25 protein-coding genes are annotated in these 23530 nt (G+C 42.6%); all 25 read right to left on the reverse strand.

From position 1 onward, the window contains the following. Window positions 1–14: 14 nt before the first annotated feature. The 25 genes from MHB49_RS22410 to MHB49_RS22530 all read right to left on the reverse strand — a co-directional run bounded on the left by MHB49_RS22410 (window position 15) and on the right by MHB49_RS22530 (window position 23529). Window positions 15–542: a redoxin domain-containing protein gene (locus MHB49_RS22410; protein WP_247898240.1), complete on the reverse strand. Its 528-nt coding sequence runs from the start codon at window positions 540–542 to the stop codon at window positions 15–17. Window positions 543–673: 131 nt separating this feature from the next. Beyond that, window positions 674–1423: a pseudouridine synthase gene (locus MHB49_RS22415; RefSeq protein ID WP_024634051.1), complete on the reverse strand. Its 750-nt coding sequence runs from the start codon at window positions 1421–1423 to the stop codon at window positions 674–676. Between the two features lie 224 nt (window positions 1424–1647). Continuing rightward, window positions 1648–2466 carry a serine protease gene (locus tag MHB49_RS22420; protein WP_405153052.1) on the reverse strand — a complete coding sequence of 273 codons (819 nt, stop codon included), beginning with the start codon at window positions 2464–2466 and terminating at the stop codon, window positions 1648–1650. Between the two features lie 64 nt (window positions 2467–2530). Next, complete coding sequence (locus MHB49_RS22425; protein ID WP_247898242.1) at window positions 2531–3064, reverse strand: spore maturation protein; 534 nt, start codon at window positions 3062–3064, stop codon at window positions 2531–2533. A 6-nt stretch (window positions 3065–3070) separates the two neighbouring features. Further along, on the reverse strand, window positions 3071–3673 hold the full coding sequence (locus MHB49_RS22430; RefSeq protein WP_405157219.1) for a nucleoside recognition domain-containing protein: 603 nt from the start codon (window positions 3671–3673) through the stop codon (window positions 3071–3073). A gap of 42 nt (window positions 3674–3715) precedes the next feature. Beyond that, the gene (locus MHB49_RS22435; protein WP_405153053.1) at window positions 3716–4903 is read right to left on the reverse strand and encodes a serine hydrolase; all 1188 of its coding nucleotides are present in this window, start codon (window positions 4901–4903) and stop codon (window positions 3716–3718) included. A gap of 159 nt (window positions 4904–5062) precedes the next feature. Continuing rightward, window positions 5063–5857 carry a sigma-70 family RNA polymerase sigma factor gene (locus MHB49_RS22440; protein ID WP_405153054.1) on the reverse strand — a complete coding sequence of 265 codons (795 nt, stop codon included), beginning with the start codon at window positions 5855–5857 and terminating at the stop codon, window positions 5063–5065. A gap of 42 nt (window positions 5858–5899) precedes the next feature. Continuing rightward, window positions 5900–6532 carry a lytic transglycosylase domain-containing protein gene (locus MHB49_RS22445; RefSeq protein WP_405153055.1) on the reverse strand — a complete coding sequence of 211 codons (633 nt, stop codon included), beginning with the start codon at window positions 6530–6532 and terminating at the stop codon, window positions 5900–5902. Between the two features lie 130 nt (window positions 6533–6662). After that, window positions 6663–6878 carry a hypothetical protein gene (locus MHB49_RS22450; RefSeq protein WP_405153056.1) on the reverse strand — a complete coding sequence of 72 codons (216 nt, stop codon included), beginning with the start codon at window positions 6876–6878 and terminating at the stop codon, window positions 6663–6665. Beyond that, window positions 6879–7265 carry a hypothetical protein gene (locus MHB49_RS22455; RefSeq protein WP_405153057.1) on the reverse strand — a complete coding sequence of 129 codons (387 nt, stop codon included), beginning with the start codon at window positions 7263–7265 and terminating at the stop codon, window positions 6879–6881. 110 nt (window positions 7266–7375) lie between these two features. Beyond that, entirely contained in the window at window positions 7376–7735 is a 360-nt protein-coding gene (locus MHB49_RS22460; RefSeq protein ID WP_405153058.1) for a hypothetical protein, read from the reverse strand. Between the two features lie 144 nt (window positions 7736–7879). Next, window positions 7880–8428, reverse strand: coding sequence for a sigma-70 family RNA polymerase sigma factor (locus tag MHB49_RS22465; RefSeq protein WP_405153059.1), 549 nt, complete (start codon window positions 8426–8428; stop codon window positions 7880–7882). A gap of 746 nt (window positions 8429–9174) precedes the next feature. Beyond that, window positions 9175–9591 carry a Na-translocating system protein MpsC family protein gene (locus MHB49_RS22470; RefSeq protein ID WP_405153060.1) on the reverse strand — a complete coding sequence of 139 codons (417 nt, stop codon included), beginning with the start codon at window positions 9589–9591 and terminating at the stop codon, window positions 9175–9177. A gap of 244 nt (window positions 9592–9835) precedes the next feature. Then, complete coding sequence (locus MHB49_RS22475) at window positions 9836–10027, reverse strand: hypothetical protein (protein WP_405153061.1); 192 nt, start codon at window positions 10025–10027, stop codon at window positions 9836–9838. Next, window positions 9993–10319 (reverse strand): hypothetical protein, encoded by a 327-nt coding sequence (locus MHB49_RS22480; protein ID WP_405153062.1) that lies wholly within the window; start codon window positions 10317–10319, stop codon window positions 9993–9995. The genes MHB49_RS22475 and MHB49_RS22480 overlap by 35 nt, the downstream gene beginning before the upstream one ends. 176 nt (window positions 10320–10495) lie before the next feature. Next, window positions 10496–11518 (reverse strand): hypothetical protein, encoded by a 1023-nt coding sequence (locus MHB49_RS22485; protein WP_405153063.1) that lies wholly within the window; start codon window positions 11516–11518, stop codon window positions 10496–10498. A 12-nt stretch (window positions 11519–11530) separates the two neighbouring features. After that, window positions 11531–11932 carry a hypothetical protein gene (locus tag MHB49_RS22490; RefSeq protein WP_405153064.1) on the reverse strand — a complete coding sequence of 134 codons (402 nt, stop codon included), beginning with the start codon at window positions 11930–11932 and terminating at the stop codon, window positions 11531–11533. Further along, entirely contained in the window at window positions 11929–12669 is a 741-nt protein-coding gene (locus MHB49_RS22495; RefSeq protein ID WP_405153065.1) for a hypothetical protein, read from the reverse strand. The genes MHB49_RS22490 and MHB49_RS22495 overlap by 4 nt, the downstream gene beginning before the upstream one ends. A 12-nt stretch (window positions 12670–12681) precedes the next feature. Beyond that, the gene (locus MHB49_RS22500; protein ID WP_405153066.1) at window positions 12682–13473 is read right to left on the reverse strand and encodes a hypothetical protein; all 792 of its coding nucleotides are present in this window, start codon (window positions 13471–13473) and stop codon (window positions 12682–12684) included. Window positions 13474–13488: 15 nt separating this feature from the next. Then, window positions 13489–14433: a hypothetical protein gene (locus MHB49_RS22505; RefSeq protein ID WP_405153067.1), complete on the reverse strand. Its 945-nt coding sequence runs from the start codon at window positions 14431–14433 to the stop codon at window positions 13489–13491. After that, a complete protein-coding gene (locus MHB49_RS22510) occupies window positions 14433–15476 on the reverse strand; it encodes a hypothetical protein (RefSeq protein ID WP_405153068.1) in 1044 nt (347 codons plus the stop codon). Before MHB49_RS22510 ends, MHB49_RS22505 begins: the two co-directional genes overlap by 1 nt. Window positions 15477–15488: 12 nt before the next feature. After that, a complete protein-coding gene (locus MHB49_RS22515) occupies window positions 15489–15818 on the reverse strand; it encodes a hypothetical protein (protein WP_405153069.1) in 330 nt (109 codons plus the stop codon). Window positions 15819–15840: 22 nt separating this feature from the next. After that, the gene (locus MHB49_RS22520; protein ID WP_405153070.1) at window positions 15841–17613 is read right to left on the reverse strand and encodes a hypothetical protein; all 1773 of its coding nucleotides are present in this window, start codon (window positions 17611–17613) and stop codon (window positions 15841–15843) included. 62 nt (window positions 17614–17675) lie between these two features. After that, on the reverse strand, window positions 17676–18821 hold the full coding sequence (locus MHB49_RS22525; protein ID WP_405153071.1) for a hypothetical protein: 1146 nt from the start codon (window positions 18819–18821) through the stop codon (window positions 17676–17678). Window positions 18822–18837: 16 nt separating this feature from the next. Beyond that, window positions 18838–23529 (reverse strand): hypothetical protein, encoded by a 4692-nt coding sequence (locus MHB49_RS22530; protein WP_405153072.1) that lies wholly within the window; start codon window positions 23527–23529, stop codon window positions 18838–18840. Window position 23530 lies beyond the last annotated feature (1 nt).

Raw genomic sequence — 23530 nt, forward strand, 5'->3', positions numbered from 1 at the left:
GACTAGACCTCCTGTCAGGGCTGCTTCGCCAGTTGTGAAATTTGAGCGTCAAGTGTGTCCAAATCAAGTTGACCGATATGAATGGTGGAGATTTTACCCGTGTTCGAGACAAAAAATGTCGTTGGCATAGGAGATATGCCATAATCCCGGATCGAGTTTTTGTCACGGTCGAGCATAATCGGAAACGTAACGCCCACCTGTCGAACAAAATTTTCTACAGTCATCTGGTCTTCCCCAACATTGATTCCAACGAATTGAACACCCTGGTCCTTCCATTTGTCCGCTTGTGCTTGTAGCGCAGGCATCTCTTTGACACAAGGCTCGCACCATGTTCCCCAGAAGTTGATCACCATGGATTTGCCTTTGTATTCCTCAGACGTATGAACTTCTCCATCCAGGCCCAGCAGTTCAAAAGAAGGAGCCTTATCCCCTTCTTTTGGCTTGCCGTTCGAGCCGGATACCGATGTAGTAATCGCATATCCGCCCAACACCAGGATCAATAACAAAATGACGATTTGCACCGCTCTTCTTGATTTCCCCATGTGCTGCTCCCCTTTTAAGTGACTAGCATTCGCTTATAACGGTTTCGGACAACTGTGAACATCCTATGAACAATTATAGCGAATTTCGTCACAAAACTGCGGCGCTTTTATGAAAATTATGTGTCCTCACATTACCTTTTTTTCATTTTTTTGGCGGGTTCTGATTTTGCGAGCGTAATCAGGTTGTTGACTTCTTCTTTGGTTAGATTACGTGTGAGTCCGCGTTTCAGGTTTTGAAGCAAAATACCACCAAACGAAATCCGTTTCAGACGTGTTACCGGATGGTTAATCGCTTCGAACATACGTCGAACCTGACGGTTACGACCTTCGTAAATCGTGATGGAGATTACAGCTTCATTTCCAGCAGTGTCGACATCCTTGTACTCAACCTCAGCAGGAGCAGTCATGCCGTCATCCAGCATAATGCCTGTCTTTAATTTCTCCAGCGCAGTACCATGCGGAACCCCTTTAACCGTTGCCAGGTACGTCTTCGGTACGTGATGCTTCGGATGCGTGAGCAAATGAGCAAATTCACCATCATTGGTCAGAATGAGCAAACCTTCTGTGTCATAATCCAGACGACCAACGGGATACACACGTTCTTTGACACCTTTAAGATAGTCGGATACAATTTTCCGACCTTCCGGGTCTGAAGCACTTGTGATAACACCCTTCGGTTTGTTCAGCATCATGTACACTTTCTTTTCACTGCGGATCGGTTTACCATTAACCGTAATCATATCCTCTTCGGGGTTCGCTTTCGTACCCAGTTCGGTTACGACCTCCCCGTTAACTTCTACTTTGCCGGACAGGATCAGTTCCTCGCTCTTGCGGCGGGATGCAATGCCTGCCTGTGCGATAATTTTTTGTAATCTTTCCATGTTTGTCATGTCACCTCACACTAATGATACCCATCAAGGCCCGAAATCACAAGGATAATCCATCGATTTTGTTAACGCAAGTGCTTTAAACTCCTTTTGAGCTGCATTATAGCTATGAATTCAGGCCAAAAAAGCTCACCCTCCCACTGCCTGTGTGCAACAGGAGCGTTAAGGTGAGCCAAGGTTCAAACTTCAATTGTATGTAACCACGCAATATAATACGGTTAATTGGCTACTTTTCCAGCAACAACAACCTGTTTTTTGGCAAGTGCTCCGCTGTCTTTAATGAAGGCTTGCAGCGTTTTGGAAGTAATAAAATAAGTACGTCCTCCGTATACAAAGGTCATCATGCCAATAACCCGATTGTTCTGGTCCAGAACAGGGCCACCTGAATTGCCTTGTGCCACTGATTTTACGATACTGCCAATGCCCTTCTTGCCTGGGACGTCCGAATCTTGTGAATTAAATACTCGACTCTTCGCGATTGTATTATAGGTTGAAGGGAATTCTTCGTCCAGCAGCACAAGTTCCCCGGAGGAATTCTTGGGAAATCCAATCGTAAAGACAATTTGATTATCTTTAGCATTAGCAAACGTCACTGGTTGTGCATCAATTTCTTTGTCCAGCTTCAGCAACGCCATATCTGTCACCGGATCGGTTTTAATGATTTTGGCTTTAACCGGCTTGTCCAGATGACCTGGGCTTGCTACAGTCAGTGTGCCTTCATCCCCATCAGACAGTTCAGCATAATCCTGAACGACATGATAGTTGGTTAGCACCTCATCCTTGGAAATCAGTATTGATGTACCCACATCATAATATACTGAATCGGGTTCATCCTGTTTGACCAGACGTACGTTCACAACTGGAAAAGAATCCGCTGTAACGGCCAACTGAGCACGTAGTTGTTGATTGAAGTAACCGGTAAATTGAATCGTATTGACGGCTTGAGCCGCAGCCAGCCCCGTCTGTCCTGCAAGCAACGCAATCGCAAGCATACCTGACATTCCAAAGCGGAGCATTTGTTTCCAACTATTTTGCATGATCCTCACTCTCCTCCGCTATCATTCTAGCATAATTCGTATATCGGAAGGAGAGGACATATTTTTAACCAAATACAATCAAACAAATGACCAAGGCTGCAATGAAACCAACCACATCGGAGAACAACCCGACTTTGAGGGCATAGCGGCCGTTACGTATACCTACAGCCCCAAAATAAACAGTTAATACGTATAGTGTTGTATCCGTACTGCCTTGAATCGTGGAAGCCATGCGGCCAATCATCGAGTCGGGGCCATAGGTTTTGATCAGATCAGTCGTAAAGGCAAGCGAGCCGGTTCCAGTCAAAGGGCGCAAAATACCGAGTGGCAATACTTCTCCCGGAACCCCCATCCAGGATACGAGTGGTGTAAACAGGCTAATCACATAATCCAATGCACCGGAAGCACGGAATACACTGATCGCTACCATCATACCTACCAGATGGGGAATAATGCTAATTGCGGTAGAGAAGCCATCTTTGGCCCCATCAACAAAAGATTCGTAGACCGGGACCTTTTTGGTAAACGCATATAATGGAACAAACGCGATGATAACCGGAATGGCCCAGACGGAAATCCAGTTGATGAAGGTTAACAATGTTGCTCATCCTTTCATACCGGGATTGTCACTTTTATGTACACGCGGCGGCCTGTGAAGTGCCCTGTTTCGATACCAGCGATCGGCCGCGATGGCTGCAAATGTTGCAATAATGGTTGCCATTAGCGTTGTGCCTACAATTTCCGTAGCATTCGCGGAATGATAATTCAGACGAATGGCTATCAGGGTTGTAGGAATAATGGTGATACTCGCTGTATTCAGAGCCAGCAAAGTACACATGGCCGGGGAAGCCGTTTGTTTATCCGGATTCAGCTCTTGCAGTTGCTGCATGGCTTTGATCCCCATTGGGGTAGCTGCATTGCCGAGGCCAAGCAGATTAGCACTCATGTTGGATAAAATGTAGCCCATGGCTGGATGATTCCGTGGAACATCCGGGAACAAAAAACCAACAACCGGACTCAGGAGTTTTGCGATCCGGCCCAGCAGCCCGGCATCCTCAGCCATTTTCATCATGCCCATCCAGAACACAAGCACACTGATTAGCCCAAAACAGACCGTTACTCCGGTTGCTGCTCCATCAAAAGCCGCCTGCGTAACAATTTCAATTTTGCCTTGTGCTGCTGCAAAAGCAAAGCCGGTTACAATCATGAGAAGCCAGATTACATTGATCAAAGGATAACCCTCCCCTCATTATGGAGATAACAAATGGCTTAATACTGCACGCCATGCGGAAGCCCAGGTAGAAATTTCACCAATCCCCCCCAGAGTTGCATCCTCTGTCTTCGGCTCCGGCGGAATATAACTTCCTTTGCGATACACAGGAATAGAACCCACAAGTTTTCCGTCAAGCTGCATATCAATTCGACCGGCCAGTCCAAAGGAAGGATCTGTCGATGTTGCATCTCCCTTCGAACCCTTCTGGGCACGGTTTTCGAGTAAAATCAGCTTTTTTGTCAATGAGGCTGTCTCACTCTTCGCCAGAGGATAGGTGAACCTGCGGCCTGTGACTACATCCGTGTTCTGTACAGGCTGTTCCTTTTTCGCAATTTCCACCAAAGGGAAGTTTTCAAAACCGAAATCCAGCATACGTGCATGGTCATTCCAGTCATCGCCGTCGTTCAGGGTTACTGCAGCAAGCTGTTGTCCATTGCGAGTAGCCGAGCTGACGAGACAACGGAACGCCTTTTTGGTATATCCGGTCTTTACGCCATCGGCTCCCTCGTACAACCTCAGCATTTTATTTTTGTTTTGCCAGGAGTACTGCCAGCTTTCATTGGGATTTGGAGCCGATTTGTTCTCTGTAGCTACAATTCGTTTGAATACCGGATTCTTGAGCGCGTACGCGGTTAAGCGTGCCAGATCATTGGCGGTGGAGTAGTGACCGTCTGCATCAAGTCCATGGGGATTCATAAAATGGGAATGGGTCAGACCAATTTGCTCTGCCTTTTTGTTCATTAACAGCACAAAGCCTTCTTCAGATCCACCGACATGTTCAGCAATCGCCGAGGCCGCATCATTGCCTGATCGCAGCATCAGCCCATACAGCATGTTTTCCAGCGTCATTTCTTCACCCAGCTTGAGATAGATGGACGAGCCTTCTTTGGCAAAAGCCGTGGAAGTTACCTTTACTTTGTCATCCAGTTTACCGTGTTCAATCGCTACAATTGCTGTCATGATTTTGGTTAAGCTGGCAATTCTGAGTTCCTTATCCCCATCCTTGCTGTACAATATTCGGCCCGACGTCACATCAATGAGAGCAGCGCTTTGCGCATGGTTTGAGGGGCCAGGTATGGTTCCCTGGGCTTCAGCAAGCCCAAATGAGGGAAACAGAAACAAGGGAACAAGCATGCAAGCCATAAATTTCATTAATTTTCGCATCGATTCATTCCTCCGGGTCACTTGGAATCTTGTACTAGCTTATGTCTGGACAACCCGAAGTATGTCCCAGTGTTAGCAAACAGCAAAAATCCCTCTCGCATATGCGCTGCGGAAGGGATGTTTTGGTTTTTATATTTCATTTCCCAGGAATGACTAAATTTAGTTTTTCTCCAGCATCTTGGCCACTTTTCGCATAATTCGTGAGACTCTCATCTGGCTAATGTCCTCCATCTCTGCTGTCTGTGTTTGATTAAAGCCCTCTACTCGATGCTTCAGGACAGTAACTTCCTTCTCGCTTAACTTTCGTTTCACTGATTCAATAACAGCGTCAACATAAATTCTGTCCACCACTCCATCTTCAATATTTTCTCCGCTATAGATGGTATCCAGTAATGTAACCGCTTGTGCTTGCTGATCATCTGCTCCAACAGGTTCATCCAGGTATTTGACTCCCTTTCCCACTTGGAGCGCCTTGTTGATTTTCTCCTCTTCCTCGTCAAGCAACAAGGCGATTTCATGAGCTGCCGGAAGATACCCCATATCGTGCTCCAGCCGATTGATTCGGTTAATTAATTCTGTAGCCGTGCGAGTGGGGCGAATAATACTTGCGCTGTCTCTAAGAAAACATCGGATTTCCCTTACAATCGCAGTAACAGCAAACGAACTGAATTTCACGCCACGCCCTGTATCAAATGCTTTGACCGCTTTAATGAATCCAAGTCGACCCAATTGAAGAATATCGTCTTTTTCTACACAATGATTTTTGATAAGGACTTCCGGTTTTCCAACGTATTTATGTACTGAATGCCAAATCAAGTTTTCATTAACCAAAATACTATCTCCCAGAAAATGTTCATCGACTTTACATCGTTCAATATTTCCTACAAGGTCCATTGAGTAAAATTTCTTGTCTAACTTTAAATTCATGCTGATATGTTCTGAAAATTTATCCATCTAGATCTCCCTATGTAAATGTTGTGGAAGTTCACCGACAACCTAACGTTCTTTATTGATTTTCTTTAATATCTGAAGCATATTGTTATGGTGTTTCTTCACTTGGTTGTAATACCAGGGGCGAGCCTTGCCTTTGTCTACATTTCCTTCCCCTTGATTGTACGCAATAGTTGCTATACGGAGGTCTCCGTCATACTTTTCCAACAGATATTTCATATATTCAATGCTGGTTTTGATGTTGACTTCCGGCTTGTATAAGTCACTGCCGCTAACACCAAACGATTTGGCTGTACTTGGAAGTATTTGAAGGAGTCCAATGGCTCCATGAGATGATGTGCTATCCTCTATTAAGCGACTTTCTTGCCACATCATGGCCATGATCCATACGGAATCCATATTGGAGCCTTCAATATATTGATCCACCCACTTCACATACTTCAACAGCTTGGTCCGGCTTACCGTCTTCTCTTGATAAGTTTTGATATAATGCTCCAGCATATCTACCATTTCTTTACGGGACGTAGAGTCCGGAACTGACTTCACTTGCGTTAAGGTTTGTTTAGTATTTCGTTCTCCAATCGGATTAGAAGCAGCTGGTACAATAAGCCCTCCATACATCGTTATCAATGTCAGTACCGCCGTAATGATCATCCCGATTTTTTCAAATGTGACCAACGGGATTACTCACCTCCTTAGGTTAAGCCTTATATAATAGAAGGAAACCGCAATTTTTCACTGCTTTTACGATCTTGTGTCCCAATGTATTAGAGGGTCTGTGTTGAAATTTAAAGGCTTTTCTTTCCTATTAAGACTCATCTCTTTCGCTGGTTTGATATGCCAAAATTACTGTGTACTCGATCCTGCTGTTTGCTGAATCGTAAGAGGAAGTAACATCCAGTCCAATGACCATCACATTGGGTTTGTCACTCATCCAAGTATTAACCTGCTCTTCTAGGTCCATTGGAGATGGTGATGTAAACATCTTTACAGCGATATCTAAAGCATAATTTTTCATGTCCATTTATTCATTTCCTATAAGAAGCTCAGGGTCTGGGGTGTTCTCCTCTTTCTTCTTCTCCTCGATCAATTGAGCAAACTCCTCTTGTGTCAGCTCATGGATCTCCAGTTCAAATGCACTTGTGAGAATATATCCCATACCATCCGTTAAATGAACGTTGTAATAAGTTTGCGGCTCTTCGTGAAAATCGCCCGCTTCGTAGTTGAATCCAATAACCGCTTTTTCATAGCCAGCTACAATACCTGCAAACCATACATTGGCTTTGGTTGTTGCGCCTGTTGGCGTTTGAATCTCGTGCACATTCGTTGGTGCGTGAACGCATTTCCCAATCAGACTTGCAACCAATTCTTCGGTTAATGTATCTTCTTTTGCTTTTATCATTTGTGTCATCCAGTCATTCCTCCATATATTTATATTATCTTGGACCGGCTATCCAACTCTTCAATTTCTCTATACGCGTTATATTATTCGCAGTTAACGATTTACTACAGGAGAGACTTTTAGGGTGCACTTATGAGTACATAATGCGTTCGAATATGCTTTACAGCCTGCTCTAGATCATGTATACGATTGGACAACATCTCCTCAATGACAGGCTCCCATACTCTGAGTCCTACACCCATGATCGGTTTGTTTTGAATATACGCATGATGCAAGATTACTACCTCAGTAGGAGTGAGTTTTTCCATATCAAGATTAACTAGCAGCGCATCCGCTTGAGAGACAACCTTCTCAATTATCAACGCATACTCCCGGTTACTTAGGTTGGACGCTTTAGCTGAATCGTGGTGGGCCCAAGCAATATCAGAAAATCCCGACAGACTTCCCAACGTATATCCCAACACTACAACACTGAGCATATTCTTCTGCCTCCTTCCATTATTCAATCGATTAATGACTCTATACGATAAAAAAAGCACCCCGTTAAGGGTGCTTTTAGTTCTATGTAACGTTTTGATCAATCTGCAACAAACTTTGGCTATGAATTGCCACTTTAATAAAAACTACAGAGCTTCGTATTTCTCTCGAATCGCTTTCCATAACTGTGATATGCGTGCCTTCGATACCCCTAATATTGCTGCAATTTCTACAAACTCGTAACCGGAGGTTCGAAGTTTAAAAATCTCTTTTTCCCGGTCATTAAGCTTCATATTCTCCATGATGTCAGTTACAAATTCAAAATTCTCAAAGGCAAACCCGGCATGTCCCAGGGTTAGCGCTGCATCTGTTCCATCACTTTCATCACTGGCACCAAGATCAGTACACACAAGCTGGACAGCGTTAACGACACTGAGGTTTTTCTCAGACATGCATTTGCGGTACATATCCTTGATTTTATTTTCGATCAGATGATCAACAAACGTCGACATTTTTGCTTTTTCAGCGTCATACTTGTCCAGCGCGTTATACAACTTTATCATAATCTCCTGCGTTACATCCTCTTTTTCCATCCCGGCAAACGTTTTGCCTCTTAGCTTGTGGCGGCATTTTTCCTGTGCTTTGTTTAAGAACGTATCTATATCCCCAATCTCAAATAAATCATCAAACCCCATAGCAGTTGTAGCAGACATCATCATTTTCCCCCAATGACTATTTAGTTGTTTGTTTAAACTCTAACTTGCATTTCTATAGTTAAATTTTGATCAATTCTTGCTCACTCAGCAATCTATAACCTCTTACCGTAACAAACTTTAAATGTTGCTGCCGCTGTCCAAAAAAAACTATATCTAATATGTAGTGTTATCACTTCTTCGTAAATATAAAAACTTCATCTTCAGGCAAAGCTTAAAGCTAGATAAGTCTTCTGCTGCATATCAATTGCGTAGATGATTCACCTCCTTTTCCGATCCATATTAAGATAAAAACGAACCTTCAAAACTCAGCAATGGCACAATTTTGCCAGAGATACTTTTCCAACCTATTACATTCAGAATAACAAATACGAACTAATGTTCGCAACATATTTTTATCAGCTTCTTTCGTACACCATTTACTCACTATATACGAAGCCAAATGTGGAACGTAAAGCCCGTTTTTAGCAAACAAAAAGACCAACACAGAGCGCACCACTAGGAAAATACCAAAATGGTGGAATGTGTCGGTCTTGGTCTGACATCTATTTCGTTCCAATTACCGAAGGTATGGTCTTGAAGCCCTTTAATACAATCACAGGCTTCGTCAAGATTATTAATTCTATCTGATCGCCATAAGGATAGTATAAGGAAATATGTAGGAAATTGTCAACACCAAAATTAGTTCTGAAGAACCTATCCAATAGAAAAATCAGTTTCAATGGGTCTTAAGGCATGTTTATAGCATCATTTTTTAGCAGCCCCTCAACATCCTTGTTCATTTTAAAGACAGTTACCTGTTCTGCAAAATCAGTACCAAAGAACATGGTTTCTATATCTTCAATTTTCAAACCCAGGTGAATATAGGAGAAAACAGGACTGAAATCTTCTCTCATTATTTGTGCAAGCTTCAGCTTGTATTCGGCAAAGATCTGACTGGAATGCGATTGCATGTGTTCAAGCATGAACGCTTCAGATTTGGTGAATTTCGCTGTAAACTTCAGGATGATAAAATGATTCATAATGACGACTCTGGTATCTACTGGCCCGCGTTCAGTAAAATCTTTTCTTATTCTTGATGCCATTTTCGCGAGTTCTCTTTCCAAGTCTTTTATCTCAATGTTCACATCCCTCCCTACAATCATCCTTTTTCCTCCTATTGCCCCTGAATACAATAATCAAACCTAATTTAATCAAAACTCCTTATACAAGACAAGTTTCAATGCATTTATGGACTAAAGTCCCCATTATCTTTTCATGAAAAAGGAATAGACCCCAGAAGTAGGCTTGGGGTTTATCACTGGTTTTACTATGGTTTACAATGATGCAAATAAAGCAGCACATTACGCTTAGAACTATATTATTTCAATTTAGCACCTGTTTATAACCTTATTGTTTATTGGTTGCATCAACTTTGAGCAGGCTGAACGCCACCAGATTCAAAACCACATTGGCACCATATTCCTGCTCGATCACATCGAATGCCTCTTCCGTTGCACCAACTAAATCGTCCTTCTCTGTTGTTATCTCCATCGTGACAATCTCCTCATGATTCAGCGCGAAGGTCAGTCTGTACATCATCGGTGTTCTCCTCCTTCGAAGTAAGCTCTATATTACGAACGTCCGTAAGATCAATGATGTGCACAACCTGATCTGTATCTTCTAAAGTGATCGACTTTCCCTCATTTTTATGTTTGGTAAAAAGCCTGCGATACTCTTGCTTGACTTCATCAGCCGTTAAAGGAATCTCGCGAACAACCTTATCGGAATCTTTCTCTTTCTGTTGCAGACGGGGATTGTCCTCAATCCATGTCACTGTTTTCTTTTTGCCACTTCCCTTGAAATAGAAATGAGCGGTGAGTCCAATAATCATCTAGTAATACCTCCTGGATAAATTCATGTTCTAACATACTAGGAAATAAAGAATAAACTTCGAGTGTTAGCCATCATACCATCACTATTCTCTCTATACGTCCTAATCCTCAGGATGTTAACCCTGTTCAGTCGTATCTCTTCTTGGAACAAAAAAAGGACAGCTTAAGCTATCCCTTAATATTTCTTAACCGCTATGCGATTGCCCAAAGAGTCATAGATGTATTTGAAGCTGGTCTGAATTGGGGTTGCTGCCATCCTGGTAATGGACTTTGAATCCAGTCTTCCTTCACCATCATATTGATATATTACATCGACCAAGGTCGGCAGCTGCACGAATACTTGTCCATCCAACCGATGAACTTCACCAACAGATACCACCAAGAACGAATCATTTTGCGCATACCCATCTGTCGAAATCGGCATGGTCAGCAATGGTTCTGTGACTACTTGCTCGGTGTAATTGTCTGTGACGACTTGTCGAATGACCCGGCCTTGCATATCAAAAGCGAAGTAAGTAACTACGTCTGTATAATCCACCAAATCGCTGATTGCATCCCAAGGGTCCACCACACTCAAGCGCTTGCGCTCAGATACAGTCATGCTCACATGGTCTGCACCATCGATTATCATATCGGCGCTATGTGTATCAGGATGGATATAATGATTGGCTTCATTCTCGATATTCTCTAACTTGGTTCGCTCAATGGAAGTGAAGACCTTTTTTCCAATGCCGTCGACAAGCATGTCCGCCACATGGGTCTTCGGATGTTCATAAAAATTCGCTTTCTCTTCAATTCCGGACAATTTCAGTCTTTCCTGAGAGGTAAACGCTTTGTTGTGTTCCCCATCCATCAAGATGTCTGCGCTGTGGAAAGCGGGGTGCTCATAAACCGTGACATTCACGCCGTCTATTGTAAGTACTCCATTGGAGTTAGATGAAACGTTGGATCCTACGATACGTCTGTACCCGTCACTGTAAATATATAACGTAGAAAGATTCTGATTGGTCTCATCCACAGTAACACCATAAAATGCACCAGGTACACCAGGCGAAGGAAGGTCCACTTTTTCCTTAACTGTCGTTATGCCGCCTAGAGCAATCTTATCCAATCGTGCATCAAGTGTAACACTACCCTCTCTGGCTTCCTTAATCTCATTTGAAATCTTGACCACTTTGCCATAAGTAATGATATCCATGACCGCTCACTCCTATCTAACCGTCAAACCAGTAACCTCAATGACAAAACCTGAATGCATTGAACCTGGATTAATAATCTCAAAGTGGAAATGGGATGTACCGTCTTTATCGTCATACGGAAGATCCACATTGTCGTATATTCCGTCTATGAAGTTGCCTGTACTATATTCTGCCGTATTAAAATAAAGAAGTTGGGCTTTTGTTTTGTCCGCACTGTCAAGAATGTGAAGCTCGACATTCGTTTCCTTTGCAGGGATAACACGTACGGTTTTAATCAGAAAACGAGGGGTTTTCATGGGAATCGAAACAATCAAAGACTCTCCCATACCTTTTAATCCTTCAACGGTATGGGACAATTCTACTGGTTTGTACACGTCTTTCAACTCCTGCATGATTCGCCATGTTTTGTTCATTTCTCACTCCTCCTGCGATTTGGAATATAAGTAGCAGGGTACCTTCGAGGTGACAGCGTGGTAGGTATCGTTGGACCCCCATTACCTCCCGATTGGCCAGAAAGATACCCCTTAAGATTATCCATCTCACTATGATGTAGTTGACTTACAATATATTGAAGGGGTATGCGCTCTGATGATGCTAAGCTTCTTCTACCTACTGCATAGGAACGAATAACCCCCCTGAACGAATCCTTGGACGAAAAAACGATTTTGGTGGTATGTATCCATCGACCATTCGTTAATCTAATTAAATATCCTTGTGCACCTGCTCTGCCGAGTCTACCTTTATATTTGGTTTCTGGCGTGTTGTGTGTTGGAATATAACTCGTAGTATCATATATACTTAATTCTCTGCTATGGCTTACTATTATTCCATGCGTGTCGGTAAGCATAAGACGTCCGTTGAAGAGTTGTGGAAGGTCTTCCTGATCATATCCCCAGATGGAATAGATGTGGTGTTCGGATGGTACGTCATCTACAGGATGATACAGTTCCCCAACCTGGAAGATGCACTGCACTCCTGCCACCTTCATCTGACCCGCCACCCCTGAGCTTTTGCTCGTATACAGAGACAATCTTTGCGTTGCTCTCGAACGATATTGACCTTGATCGTACTTAAATAGTACTCCCGAACTTTGTTGTCTGCCTGCCTGGTGAGGTTTATAGATTGTACTTTCTGTCCCTGCTGCAGCCATACTTTTCCCCCTCTACTGCATCAATACGGCTACGGTGTTACCTGGAAGGAAGCTTGAACCTCCTGTTGTCAATGAATATACTTTGTAAGTCTTATTTGCTACTGTTATTTCATCCCCGTGGCTAACACCTGCCGCTGGTGCAAAGTAAATATCATGCAGTTCGCCTCGAGGACCTTCTGCATTATTGGCCATAATACATGGCGAGAGATGATAGAGTGCGCCCCAGCCCGGGTTGGTCGGCACCATTGCCGAATAAGATTTGTACACATTATTGGTTTGAATGTTATCCACATCCTTAACTGTACGAATACCATTGAATCCCTGGTAGCTCACTCCAATCCCCTGAGCACCAGAGTGATTTTCTTGGGAATAGCGGTACATCAGACCGAAATACCCCAAATTGGATATACCAGTTACGGAATTCATATCACCCGCCAACCACATGATGACACGATCTGCTGTAACCGATACTTGATAGTCAGTAAGCAGGTTGGAATCAACAACAGAGGTATGACAATAGAAGTTCCTCGTGGTATACAATTTCCCTTCTGGGATACTTCCGTCAGCAAGTAATACATCTTCGGCTACAGTCACAATAATATAGTTGCCGTTTGTTTCCTTCGTATTTCCTTTTTCAAACTTGATAAATAGCTTGTCTTTGCCTGATGAACCGATTGATTTGATAACAAAGAAATCCGATGTCTCAAAATAAATAGTCCAGGGAGAGGATGCGATCCCTTTGAAGCCATTAATTATTGATTGAAATAACATATTCATTTTGACTTTACCACTGAAGAATGACATCTATAGGAACCCTCCTTATATTTTAAATAGAATAACTCGTTGTCCACCCATGACGTTGTTGCTGCCGAAGAAACAAGGAACGCAGTATCGAACGTTATTACTAGATGTATACCAGCGGATGTAGTTACCGTTGTACGGCATTTGTTGGTCCACAACATGAAAAACGTAATATTTGTTGTCTCCCAAATCGAGAATGGACCCATCCGGATGTTGTGAAGCATCCTTAAAACAAGCTGTATATATGTCATCAAACTGTCCCCGAACACCTTCTGATGGATTAAATACCATAAATGGGTTAACGTAGTATCGGCCACCTACACCCGGAGAAGTAAGTTGGGCATCTGTTGTAAAGTTGTAGTACTCATACTTAGTGCCGTTACGAGATTTTCTAACAACACCTCTACCCACATTGTATTCACCATAAGTAGCCGCATTACTATTACTGACATTAGATGGCATATGCGTAAAAATGCCTACAAAGTCGTTTAAAATCGCAGGATCTTCTGGCTCCAATGAAGCAAGTCTGCCCATATATATACGGACAGGATATGCATAATTAATGTGACTTTGATACTCACCGTGAATGAAAACACCTTTACTCATAGTGAATACAGTCCATTTGTATGTGATATTATACTGGCTTGTGTCACATGAAAATGGAGTTTCTGTAAAACCTTTATCAAGTGAATCTGTGAATACATCCACCTTAGGTGTCACATTATTCATCATGCCCCATCTGATAACCCCATTATATGATTGTGCATGAAATGCCATAGTGAAACACAGACTATTATCTGCTAGATTTTTGAAAACAGTGTTTCCCCAGTTACCGCCACTGGTAACAGCTGTCTGGACATATTTCTTCACTTCCCACCATGAGTCCCCCGCCATCTGTATTTCAGCATTATTCGAAAACTCTGATATTGTACTCACCCAGGAGTATCGTTTTGGTACTGCCATTACTTGGACACCTCCGAAGGTAATTCGAATAATATGGCTCTTTGTCCATCTCCTAATAGCGTATTGCTATCAAAGAAGTAGGGTTGAATATATCTGGTCTGACCTGCCGTGTCTATCCAATATTTATAACTGGTTGGCTGTTGTTGGTCGTTAACGTGAAAAACATGGTACCTCTTACCATCCAAGTCAATCATCGTTCCGTCCGGATGTTGGTTAGCGTCTTTGAATACTACAGACCTCATTTGTTGAAACTCACCTCGAACCCCCTCCTTAGATTGGAAAACATACCACGGGGAGACAAAATATCGATTGCCTGAACCAGGCGAGGTAGCTTGGGCACTAGTGCAGAAGTTATATAATTCGTACTTTTTGTTATTACGTGAAGTTCTGACGACTCCTCTACCAACACTGTACAAATTGTTATTTGCCCAATTAGTATCACTACCTATAGGAGCGTGAGAAAATATACCTACAAAACTCCCTTTTACTACAGGGTCTTCTTCCTCATAAGCAGACATTCTTCCTAAGTATAATCTGAATGGATAGGCATTTCCGATATTGTTTAATGCTTCACCAAAAATGAATATTGCCTCATTTAAAGGGAATACCGTCCATTTATATGTGATATTTAGAGTTACATTACTAGACGAAGTATGAAAGGGAATATTGCTTTCTTCTCCAATTGCAAGTGAAACATCAGGATATGGGGCCTCCCCAACAGTAGGACGGTTTAACCCACATCTTAATTGGTAACCATAAGTAGTCCATCCATACGAAACTGAATGGTTTAGACACAAGGAGAAAAATAGCGATGTATCATTCAAATTCTCTAGCGTCAAAGAACCTAGCGGGGTGCCATATGTTTGATTCAGTGAGTTATATGCCTTTGGCTGAGAATATGGATCTTTCGGATAATAAGATACTTTCCAATTGGTATCCTCATATGGATAGGTATTCATCTCAATTGTCAAAGTGCTTAAAAAATTGGTAATCGTGCTCGTAAACTCATACCTCCTAAAACCTTGAACCATAGTTGCTGTCATTGCTCCACCTCCTTAAATACCATAACGAACTTTCAATTCCTGAAGCATCGACTCTTTCATTGCTGTCAGAAATACGGTACGGATCTGCATTTGTCTATCTTGCTCTTGACGTTGTGTATCCTGATCCACAAGCTCCTGACTAATTTCGTCTGTTAACTCAAGAGGGATCACCTTGTCCAGCGCTTCAAGCATCGGAATGTATTGTTGTCCTGTGCCATCGAAGATAATATCGCTCCGCAACATAAAGATTAAGAGCTCCACCTCTTCCTGTGAAATTGGAATAAGGCTCATACCTACCATCTTGTCAAATAAAGGACGGAACCCTGTTTTAATTTTGGTCATTGAGAAATGTGATTCCACTTCATCAACCTACCTTTCTTTTTTGAACACCAAGGATGTTTCCATCCGAATCATATAGATATTTTTTCGAAATTTTCAAACCATTAAACTCAACAATTTCAGTATCCACACTGCCATCAGGGTTATAACTGTATTCGATCATTTTTACCAAAGATGCCTTTAAGTCGTTGTTATATGTAGTCTCTTTAATAATCAAGCCATTTTCCGGATCATACTCAAAGTAGACATCCTGTTCTTCCATGTCCTCCAAAGTTGACAGCCGATGCTTGATGGACCGATCATCATAGGTTGAGCTGCCTTGTAAATAAAAGTACATGGCTCCATTGTTAGACTTACGTTTAATTCTGCCTTCTTCTCGTTCATAGGTTATCGTCTTGACTTGCCCATCACTTTCTGTAATAAGTTCTTCCAGAAGATTCCCCTCAAGATCATACTCATATTCAATAATACGGTTAATGCCTCCGGTAATAATCTCACGCTTCATTCTGCCTTTGGAGTCATATTCATACTCTGATGTTGAAGACGTATTGATGATCGACCCTCGGCTAAGAAGTGTTACACGTGAATCCACGGGAATGTCATAGAGAAAACGGATTTCCGTATCCGTATATTCGATATAGTCTTCCCCAGGGGTTACCCTGATGCCATCCAGAAGTACTTCAACACTGTCAGAGCCAATACTATACTTTGGACAATAAAAACTCTTTTGATCTGTAACCCTTATATCCGGTGGATACTCTATACGAAAAATCGATTGGTTTTCCATCGTTCCCCTGGATGCAGCAAGCTCCAGCTTGGATTGCATATGGTTTAAACGATCTGGCAGCTTATCAAATACAAAGCCATCTTTGTCTGTTCTGGAGTCGGACACTTCAGCTTTGATCTCACCAAGGTCTTCAACTTGTTTGGATAGATCTTTGGTATTATTTGTTAATGAGACAACTTCTTCATCCAGTTCAATAATGTGCGATTGAGCATCTGCGACCATTCCCTGGAGATCTTTGAAATTACCTGCTGACACAGTCTTAGTTAAAAAATAGCGATGGTCTTTGATGTAAATGGCATCGGAAGTGGCGCCAATAGCAATAGATCCCAGAATCATGGCGTTATCAGGTTCATCCCGATCCAGCAGATGCATGAATGTACCATCATTCTTCAGAAACACATAATATCTAGTGTCCAGCTCGCCAATGAATGAATAGAAAGACTCCTCTTTTTGAACGAGTGCACTGTTTATGCTTGCGTAACCGCCGTTTATCAGGACTTTAAGCAGACCATCAGATTCCATAGTTACTCTACTGATTGCCAAATCAGATAATGGGATGGTCTTCAGATCATCAATGGAATCTTCAATATCAGATATAACATCTGCGATTGATTCATGATTTCCGCGGGCATTTCCTAATTCATTTTCCAAACTTTCCAATCTTTCATTTTGTTCATGTACATCTGTACTGACCTCAGCTATGGCTTTCTCATATTCACTCAACTTGGACTTTTGGTCTTCGAGCAATATTCCATGATTAAGTACTTTAGGTTCCAGATCAGCAATACGTAATTCTTGACCAGCTATACGTGTATCATTTAGTTTTCCAATAAGCTCCATCTCATCCAAACGTTTAGGGAGACTATTATAACTACTTCTAGCTTCCTCTATCTCTGACAGATGTTCATCTATCTCCTGATGGGACCGGGTACCCTTGTTCAGCAAGCTATTATGGTCCAGTAACTTGCCATTGTTCGTCCCTGAACTTGTCCCACTAAAGCGGACAGACATGTTCTCACCTCCAACTCAACCCTTATTGAATCTATACGTGGTCGAGCACTCAAAGTTTAGAGCTATACATACGTTGAAGAAACTTTGATTCCGAACGTAACCTGGGCTTCGTAATTTGTGCTTGTATCCAGTCTCTCTACCCTCACCCAGAAATGAAAAGGATCTGCTGGTGTGATCTCAACTGCGTTAACTTGCAAACTCCAGGCCCCTGGTTCTCCTTGAACGTCGGGTGCTAAACGGACTACATTTTGATACTGATCCCCCCGGTAAGCCGCAAGCTCAAAGTTAACATTTTGAAAAACACCCTGTTTCAATGAATTTTTAGCGATGAACAGCACATTTTCCGTTACAGATTGCCCGGAAGACATATAACCGAGGAAACGTTCCTGGTTATCTTGCAGTTTGACATCGAAATAAGCTCCATTTTCGTTATACTCACGATAGTAGAGATCTAGTCTGGGTTCAAAATAATACGTATCCCCACCGTATATGCTTAACTTTTCCAATGATTCAAATCTATTGTTATCAGGCAAAGTCACAGCAAAGCTGCCTTTAAGCGGATAACCATATCTTTGAAGGTCGAACAAGACTGATGTATTCTCATATTGACATGCCTTGGTTTCAAGCAACTTGCCCTCTTGATCCAGAAGATCAACCTGATATCCTTGTTTGAGATTATCCACTTTTACCCTGGTACTTCTTTGAATTCGTATTTGTTTGATTAATAATGATTGACCTTCTATTCCTGTTTCTAAAAAAAGACCGATCTTGGGCACAGAAGATATCACTTCCTGGTTACCAATGAATCGCCATATCTTCCCGTCATCCGACCAGTATGCTGAATATACATTAAAGCTCCGGACAAGTCGGATCCATGGGTAGCTATTGGCAACACCTTTTTCGACATCAAAGTATTCTTCGAGTTTTACAACATTTTCTTCGTCCGCATAAACAATTAGGCCTCCTGTATCCCCCTCAACTGTCGGGTTGTACTCGTTCTTCACATCCATTACGAACTCTTTGATCTCGGTCAATTCCGTGAAGAACATATATATTGGAGAAGCCCCATGTTTTAACTCCAGCATTCCACCATCCGTCCTGTACCTTGTAGGATCGTCAGGCAGAACTTCCCACCCCGAATCGAGACCTGACTTATTGAATTCCTCAAAATAGATTAGCCCTTTTTCCTGACGTTTCACAACACCCATAAAGATCCTCCTTTCATTACGTGAATAGCCAGATACGTTTACCGATCACACACATCTTAGGCCTTGCTTTCCAAACTTCCAGCAAACACTTGATGAGAGCTTCTACACACTGGTCTCCACCACCGCCTTCGCAATAAGGAATGACATAGACGTCATCACAGATCCAGTTGGTCAGTTCCATCCAGTCCAGGTTCGCGTATTCGTAACTACGTGTACCTACTTCCTGAAGTGAGGTGAACACCCATTTGAACTCATGTTTGCCTTTGGGCACCGGATGTGAGAAGGAATAGTATCCACCCTCTTGGGTGAATGTTTTGATCAGTACATTATCGATGAAGAAATCCAGCTGACAATCAAACGGCTCAGGTACCCATACCCATCTTTCGTAAGCTTTGAAGTCATGCACACGGAAGGTGGTCATGTATCGCTTTCCCGTCCAGTCGCTGATCTGCCCCTTCTGATCTGTGGTAATCTCCACTTTATATTTGCTATATGGCTTGGGAGCCAGATCATTCAGTTCGAAGCCCCGGTATCCATCCCCGTAATACGTTTCATCCCATAACACTTTTCCGTCTTCACGGGTAATTTTTACGCGTATGTGACTGTTATCACAGCCGCCCATCCAGATCGGTTTATTATTCCACACCTCAAAATGGGTCACTTCTGCCCATGATGGATCAAGTTTATCAATATCATCCAAGTGCAGCGAACCACCCCAAATCATTGCACCGTCTCCTGCACATCCCTGCTCGAATCGAACGCGAACCTCGTATTTCTTCTTCTGATCTGAGGTGTTTTCGACTTCAATGGAGATAATCTGATCATCTTCATTCGTCACGTTCTGTGGTGAACCTAGTAATTGACCGTCCTCAAAGGTTTCAATGACAATTCTTGTGCCCGGACAAGCTCTGCTCGTATTTTTGTATAACCGAATGACATCAAGCCAAGCGTGACTCCCGCCATCCGGCGCAGTTGTACCTGGCCCAGGTGGATTCCATGAATCTTCCCCTGGGTGAGGGGACCCTCCTTCTCGATACAATAGTCCCTGAGCATCTTTACAGTAAGCACCCCATGTTTCTTTGAAGCGCCCTCCGCTGAGCGTGAACCCACCGGCATCTAAACCGCTGCCTCCTGAAGCACCTGAAGCTTTGTGTAAACTGTATTTTACCGTGTATGCCTTGCCAGGTAATGTATAAGCAGAGAAGTCTATATCGTACGTCTGTATCTCTCCATTACTTGCTGGGTAACGATAGGAGTATAACGTTGAACCTGCAGTTTTATCGATCAAATCAACCAATACATACGTCTCACTATCCGTTCTGTTAGGATAAACCAGATTGCCGCCGTTCAATCCAGCAGAATCTTTTGTTTTAATGGATAGATTCTTAATAGAAGCATGGTAGAGAAAACCATCTTTATCTTGATCACTGTCACCAAAAGTATCCGTAATGCCAATGCAGATATAGTAATATCCTGCTTTCAAATTAGTAACTGTTTCAGAAAAGGTCGCTGCTGTATTCCAGTCAGTAGCACTTATATTCTTGTAATTCACTTTCCCGTTATTTTTCCCTCTGTTATTAATTTCGTTTAATAGTATTCGTTTTGTACCAGATTCAGGATAAAAATACACCCTAAATCTCGCTTTTTGTTGATCCTTATCTCTCAGATAACAAATATATCTAAAATCAATGCTAAACTCGCCTTCACAGTAAAATCGTTGAAAAATCATTTTGGTATGTGGACTATCAAACTCCGTTTTTGGTTCCCCAGGAGATAGGCTTTTCACATTTAATCCGTAATAATTACTTTCTTTATTTTGATAAATGGTACCTGGTTCGGCATAATATTGTCTCATCATGTCCGAAGTTCGAATGGGTCGTAAACCCGTGTTGTTTAATTTCTTTATAGGGTATACCTTTAGTGTCTCAACATAATCAATTTTACCAATGTGAGGAGCATAAAAATCCCGGGTAATATATTTTCCTTCATCTAAAAGTCTATGACTACCGTCATAGGTTGCCCCTTCATTTTTCCACCCCCACAAACTCGTTTGGTCAGACCGTCCTGAATAAGAACTTTGTCCATACTGAATTTCATGATTCTTCACTCCACCGGGAAAACATACTTCTCCAAACGGACTTGTAGTCGAACCATTTGACTGACCATTTCCGGTACCGTTTCCGCCTGGATTTGCAGATCCGCTGCCAGATCCACCTGGATTACCGTCGCTAGGCACGTACGCCTTGCCATCCCGGTATATCCAGCGGAATTTATGATTACCAGCAGGTAGGGGATACATACAATTCGTACCTTTATCGCCGTTGGATTGACTCCCCGTCCAAACGCTGATGCCATCTATCTGTAATTCCAACTTCTCCCCCAAATCAAAGTCGCCACCATACTGCCAGCAAATATATCCGGAATTGTCCATAGCAGCTGTAAATTCACAAATAAAATCTTGGTTATGTCCTTGTGCCCACATAACACCATCTCCAACAGGGATTGGATCTGGAGGATTGTCAGGGTTATATTGTGGAGGTTTGATATCTTTCCAATTCCAACCACCAATAAATTTCAAAGACGGTTTATAAACATCCTTTTTATTAAATAACTCTTCAAATACTATGATATCTCTCGAAGTCCCTTTGTCTGGGTCATAATTGGAATCCATCGCGGGATAAATACGCATGTGCTCTTTAATATTTAATTTGGCACCAGGATTCAGCTCTGCACTGTATGTAATCGTATCTCCGCTTGTTTGGGTAGACGCACCAGCATCGGTTACATCCCATCCACGGGTCACATCAACATAAGAACCTAACGGAGACGTTGTCCGGTATGTATTGCCCGTGTTATTACCATAAGTAAACAACTTGTCCAACTGATATTTAAAGGGTTCTTCCGTTAAACTATCTCTGATTCGAAATTGGATTACGTTGTTTCCAGCTTGCAGAGGTATACGTATTTGTTCGCCGTCACCATGCATCGTTGTATAATGAACGGACATACCGTTTACCGTTACCTCAAACGCTTCAGTAGGCCTTAACAGATGCTTATAACTGAATATGAACCACCCCTCATCCGGCAAATTCACTGAAGTTTCAGCGATCATATCCCCTTCTTTTGGCTCCTCTAGACGCAATACATCTCCTTGATCAATCCATCTCGGATTTCCCGACATGTACCATTGATATTTATTAATCCCTTGTCCACGATGAGATGGCTCCCAATGATCAATCTCTCGCGGAGGACAAGTTACTTCGAGTGCACCTTTCAGGTCAATGGTCGTATCAGGCCCTGCAACAATTTCATATTCAATTTTGGCCTGATTGGACTCCGTTTCTGAGTACTCCCCATTCAGTATCCATTCCACACCATGCGCTGAGCGAGCATTACTACCATGATCTCCATCACCGTGCTGGGACCGCTGAATGAATTCATCATCAAAAAACAACTGATAATCATGATCCGGATATGGCTCTTCATCTACACCCATTTTGTAAGCAAATGAAATGGTGCCATCACATTCATTATCCAAATCCATCGTCATCGTTTTCTTTCGTAAATCATCCGTAATGAACTGTCCTTTAAAATGGGCCTGGGCAACGCTTTGTGGTGATCTTACAACCCAGTTTCCATACTCATATACGTCCTCGCCATCCAAATCGTAATCCTTCGGCGCAGGTGGCTTGCGTGTATCCACGATTTCAACAACTTCAACATCCTTGATGTAAACGCCATTGTTCTGCCACACTTCAGGTCGCATTTTGCGAATTAGCCAATCGAACTTATACATCTGTCCTGGCTGCAGCGTAAATGCGGCTTCCTGCCAACCGTTATTCTCACTCCATTCGCCTCCGACTTGCTGCCCGTTGATATAGAACAGCATGCCATTACCACGCTTGGCACTAGCCAGGTACTTGAACCTGATCTGTCCATAACGCTTCACACGCCAGTTAAATGTAATTTTGGAGGAGTTGCCAATTTCCAAAAGCCCTAGATCGAGCTTCAATATCATTTCGGAACCGGATTGTTCATTTTTGCCTACGGAGTGAACAGTCACCCACTCCTGATCCTCTGTCGATGAGACATATCTAAAGAAATCAGGAAATTTGTTTGAGAAGGTTACGTCCTTTTTCATCGAAAAGAGCGGTATCTCATATACGGTAGCATCAAAATGATTGAAGTAATTCCCACTAAAATGATGGTAGTAGGGTGCCGGACAGACTGGTAATGACACACCATGATGGCTTCCTCCAGGCTTCTGAGCATTTTCAAGAATTTTGTGAATACAATCTTTAATCATTTGCAGTACTCGCTGATATTGTGTTTTGTCTGGAGGCTGCTGCTGCTCCACCCACCATTCAATCCTGCGGTACATATTCCATAACGCTTCGCGACATCGCACACTCGCATACCATGACTTATCTCTCAGATATTGTTCAATGATTTGATCAATACTGTTCTCTAGCGCATCCAATTGAACCGTCTGCCATCGTCCGATTTGACCGTAACCTGGATCACCCAGTATAGGGTTGTTTTCATCACCATGCCGAACGGTTTCGCTCCTTGGTGCATTGGGACTCTGCGGAAGATGCTCTGGATGATTAGGATTGGCATAATCCTCTTTATCAGCTATCTTAGCTCTCATATTGGCGAACAATACGCCTTTCTGAGACATTGTAAACAATCCAAATGTATGACCCATA

It is taken from the genome of Paenibacillus sp. FSL K6-0108 (assembly GCF_045040695.1).
In the GTDB taxonomy this organism is placed as follows: domain Bacteria; phylum Bacillota; class Bacilli; order Paenibacillales; family Paenibacillaceae; genus Paenibacillus; species Paenibacillus pabuli_B.

Bases quoted from the DNA above. Each gene is read 5' to 3' on its own strand.
- MHB49_RS22515 (WP_405153069.1), bottom strand. From the start codon at position 15,818: ATGACCAAAATTAAAACAGGGTTCCGTCCTTTATTTGACAAGATGGTA.
- MHB49_RS22510 (WP_405153068.1), bottom strand. From the start codon at position 15,476: ATGACAGCAACTATGGTTCAAGGTTTTAGGAGGTATGAGTTTACGAGC.
- MHB49_RS22410 (WP_247898240.1), bottom strand. From the start codon at position 542: ATGGGGAAATCAAGAAGAGCGGTGCAAATCGTCATTTTGTTATTGATC.
- MHB49_RS22430 (WP_405157219.1), bottom strand. From the start codon at position 3,673: ATGATTGTAACCGGCTTTGCTTTTGCAGCAGCACAAGGCAAAATTGAA.
- MHB49_RS22525 (WP_405153071.1), bottom strand. From the start codon at position 18,821: ATGGGTGTTGTGAAACGTCAGGAAAAAGGGCTAATCTATTTTGAGGAA.
- MHB49_RS22490 (WP_405153064.1), bottom strand. From the start codon at position 11,932: ATGAACAAAACATGGCGAATCATGCAGGAGTTGAAAGACGTGTACAAA.
- MHB49_RS22505 (WP_405153067.1), bottom strand. From the start codon at position 14,433: ATGGCAGTACCAAAACGATACTCCTGGGTGAGTACAATATCAGAGTTT.
- MHB49_RS22475 (WP_405153061.1), bottom strand. From the start codon at position 10,027: ATGATGTACAGACTGACCTTCGCGCTGAATCATGAGGAGATTGTCACG.
- MHB49_RS22420 (WP_405153052.1), bottom strand. From the start codon at position 2,466: ATGCAAAATAGTTGGAAACAAATGCTCCGCTTTGGAATGTCAGGTATG.
- MHB49_RS22480 (WP_405153062.1), bottom strand. From the start codon at position 10,319: ATGATTATTGGACTCACCGCTCATTTCTATTTCAAGGGAAGTGGCAAA.
- MHB49_RS22520 (WP_405153070.1), bottom strand. From the start codon at position 17,613: ATGTCTGTCCGCTTTAGTGGGACAAGTTCAGGGACGAACAATGGCAAG.
- MHB49_RS22440 (WP_405153054.1), bottom strand. From the start codon at position 5,857: ATGGATAAATTTTCAGAACATATCAGCATGAATTTAAAGTTAGACAAG.
- MHB49_RS22465 (WP_405153059.1), bottom strand. From the start codon at position 8,428: ATGGGGTTTGATGATTTATTTGAGATTGGGGATATAGATACGTTCTTA.
- MHB49_RS22485 (WP_405153063.1), bottom strand. From the start codon at position 11,518: ATGGATATCATTACTTATGGCAAAGTGGTCAAGATTTCAAATGAGATT.
- MHB49_RS22460 (WP_405153058.1), bottom strand. From the start codon at position 7,735: ATGCTCAGTGTTGTAGTGTTGGGATATACGTTGGGAAGTCTGTCGGGA.
- MHB49_RS22455 (WP_405153057.1), bottom strand. From the start codon at position 7,265: ATGACACAAATGATAAAAGCAAAAGAAGATACATTAACCGAAGAATTG.
- MHB49_RS22435 (WP_405153053.1), bottom strand. From the start codon at position 4,903: ATGCGAAAATTAATGAAATTTATGGCTTGCATGCTTGTTCCCTTGTTT.
- MHB49_RS22470 (WP_405153060.1), bottom strand. From the start codon at position 9,591: ATGATTGTAGGGAGGGATGTGAACATTGAGATAAAAGACTTGGAAAGA.
- MHB49_RS22495 (WP_405153065.1), bottom strand. From the start codon at position 12,669: ATGGCTGCAGCAGGGACAGAAAGTACAATCTATAAACCTCACCAGGCA.
- MHB49_RS22500 (WP_405153066.1), bottom strand. From the start codon at position 13,473: ATGTCATTCTTCAGTGGTAAAGTCAAAATGAATATGTTATTTCAATCA.
- MHB49_RS22450 (WP_405153056.1), bottom strand. From the start codon at position 6,878: ATGGACATGAAAAATTATGCTTTAGATATCGCTGTAAAGATGTTTACA.
- MHB49_RS22530 (WP_405153072.1), bottom strand. From the start codon at position 23,529: ATGGGTCATACATTTGGATTGTTTACAATGTCTCAGAAAGGCGTATTG.
- MHB49_RS22415 (WP_024634051.1), bottom strand. From the start codon at position 1,423: ATGGAAAGATTACAAAAAATTATCGCACAGGCAGGCATTGCATCCCGC.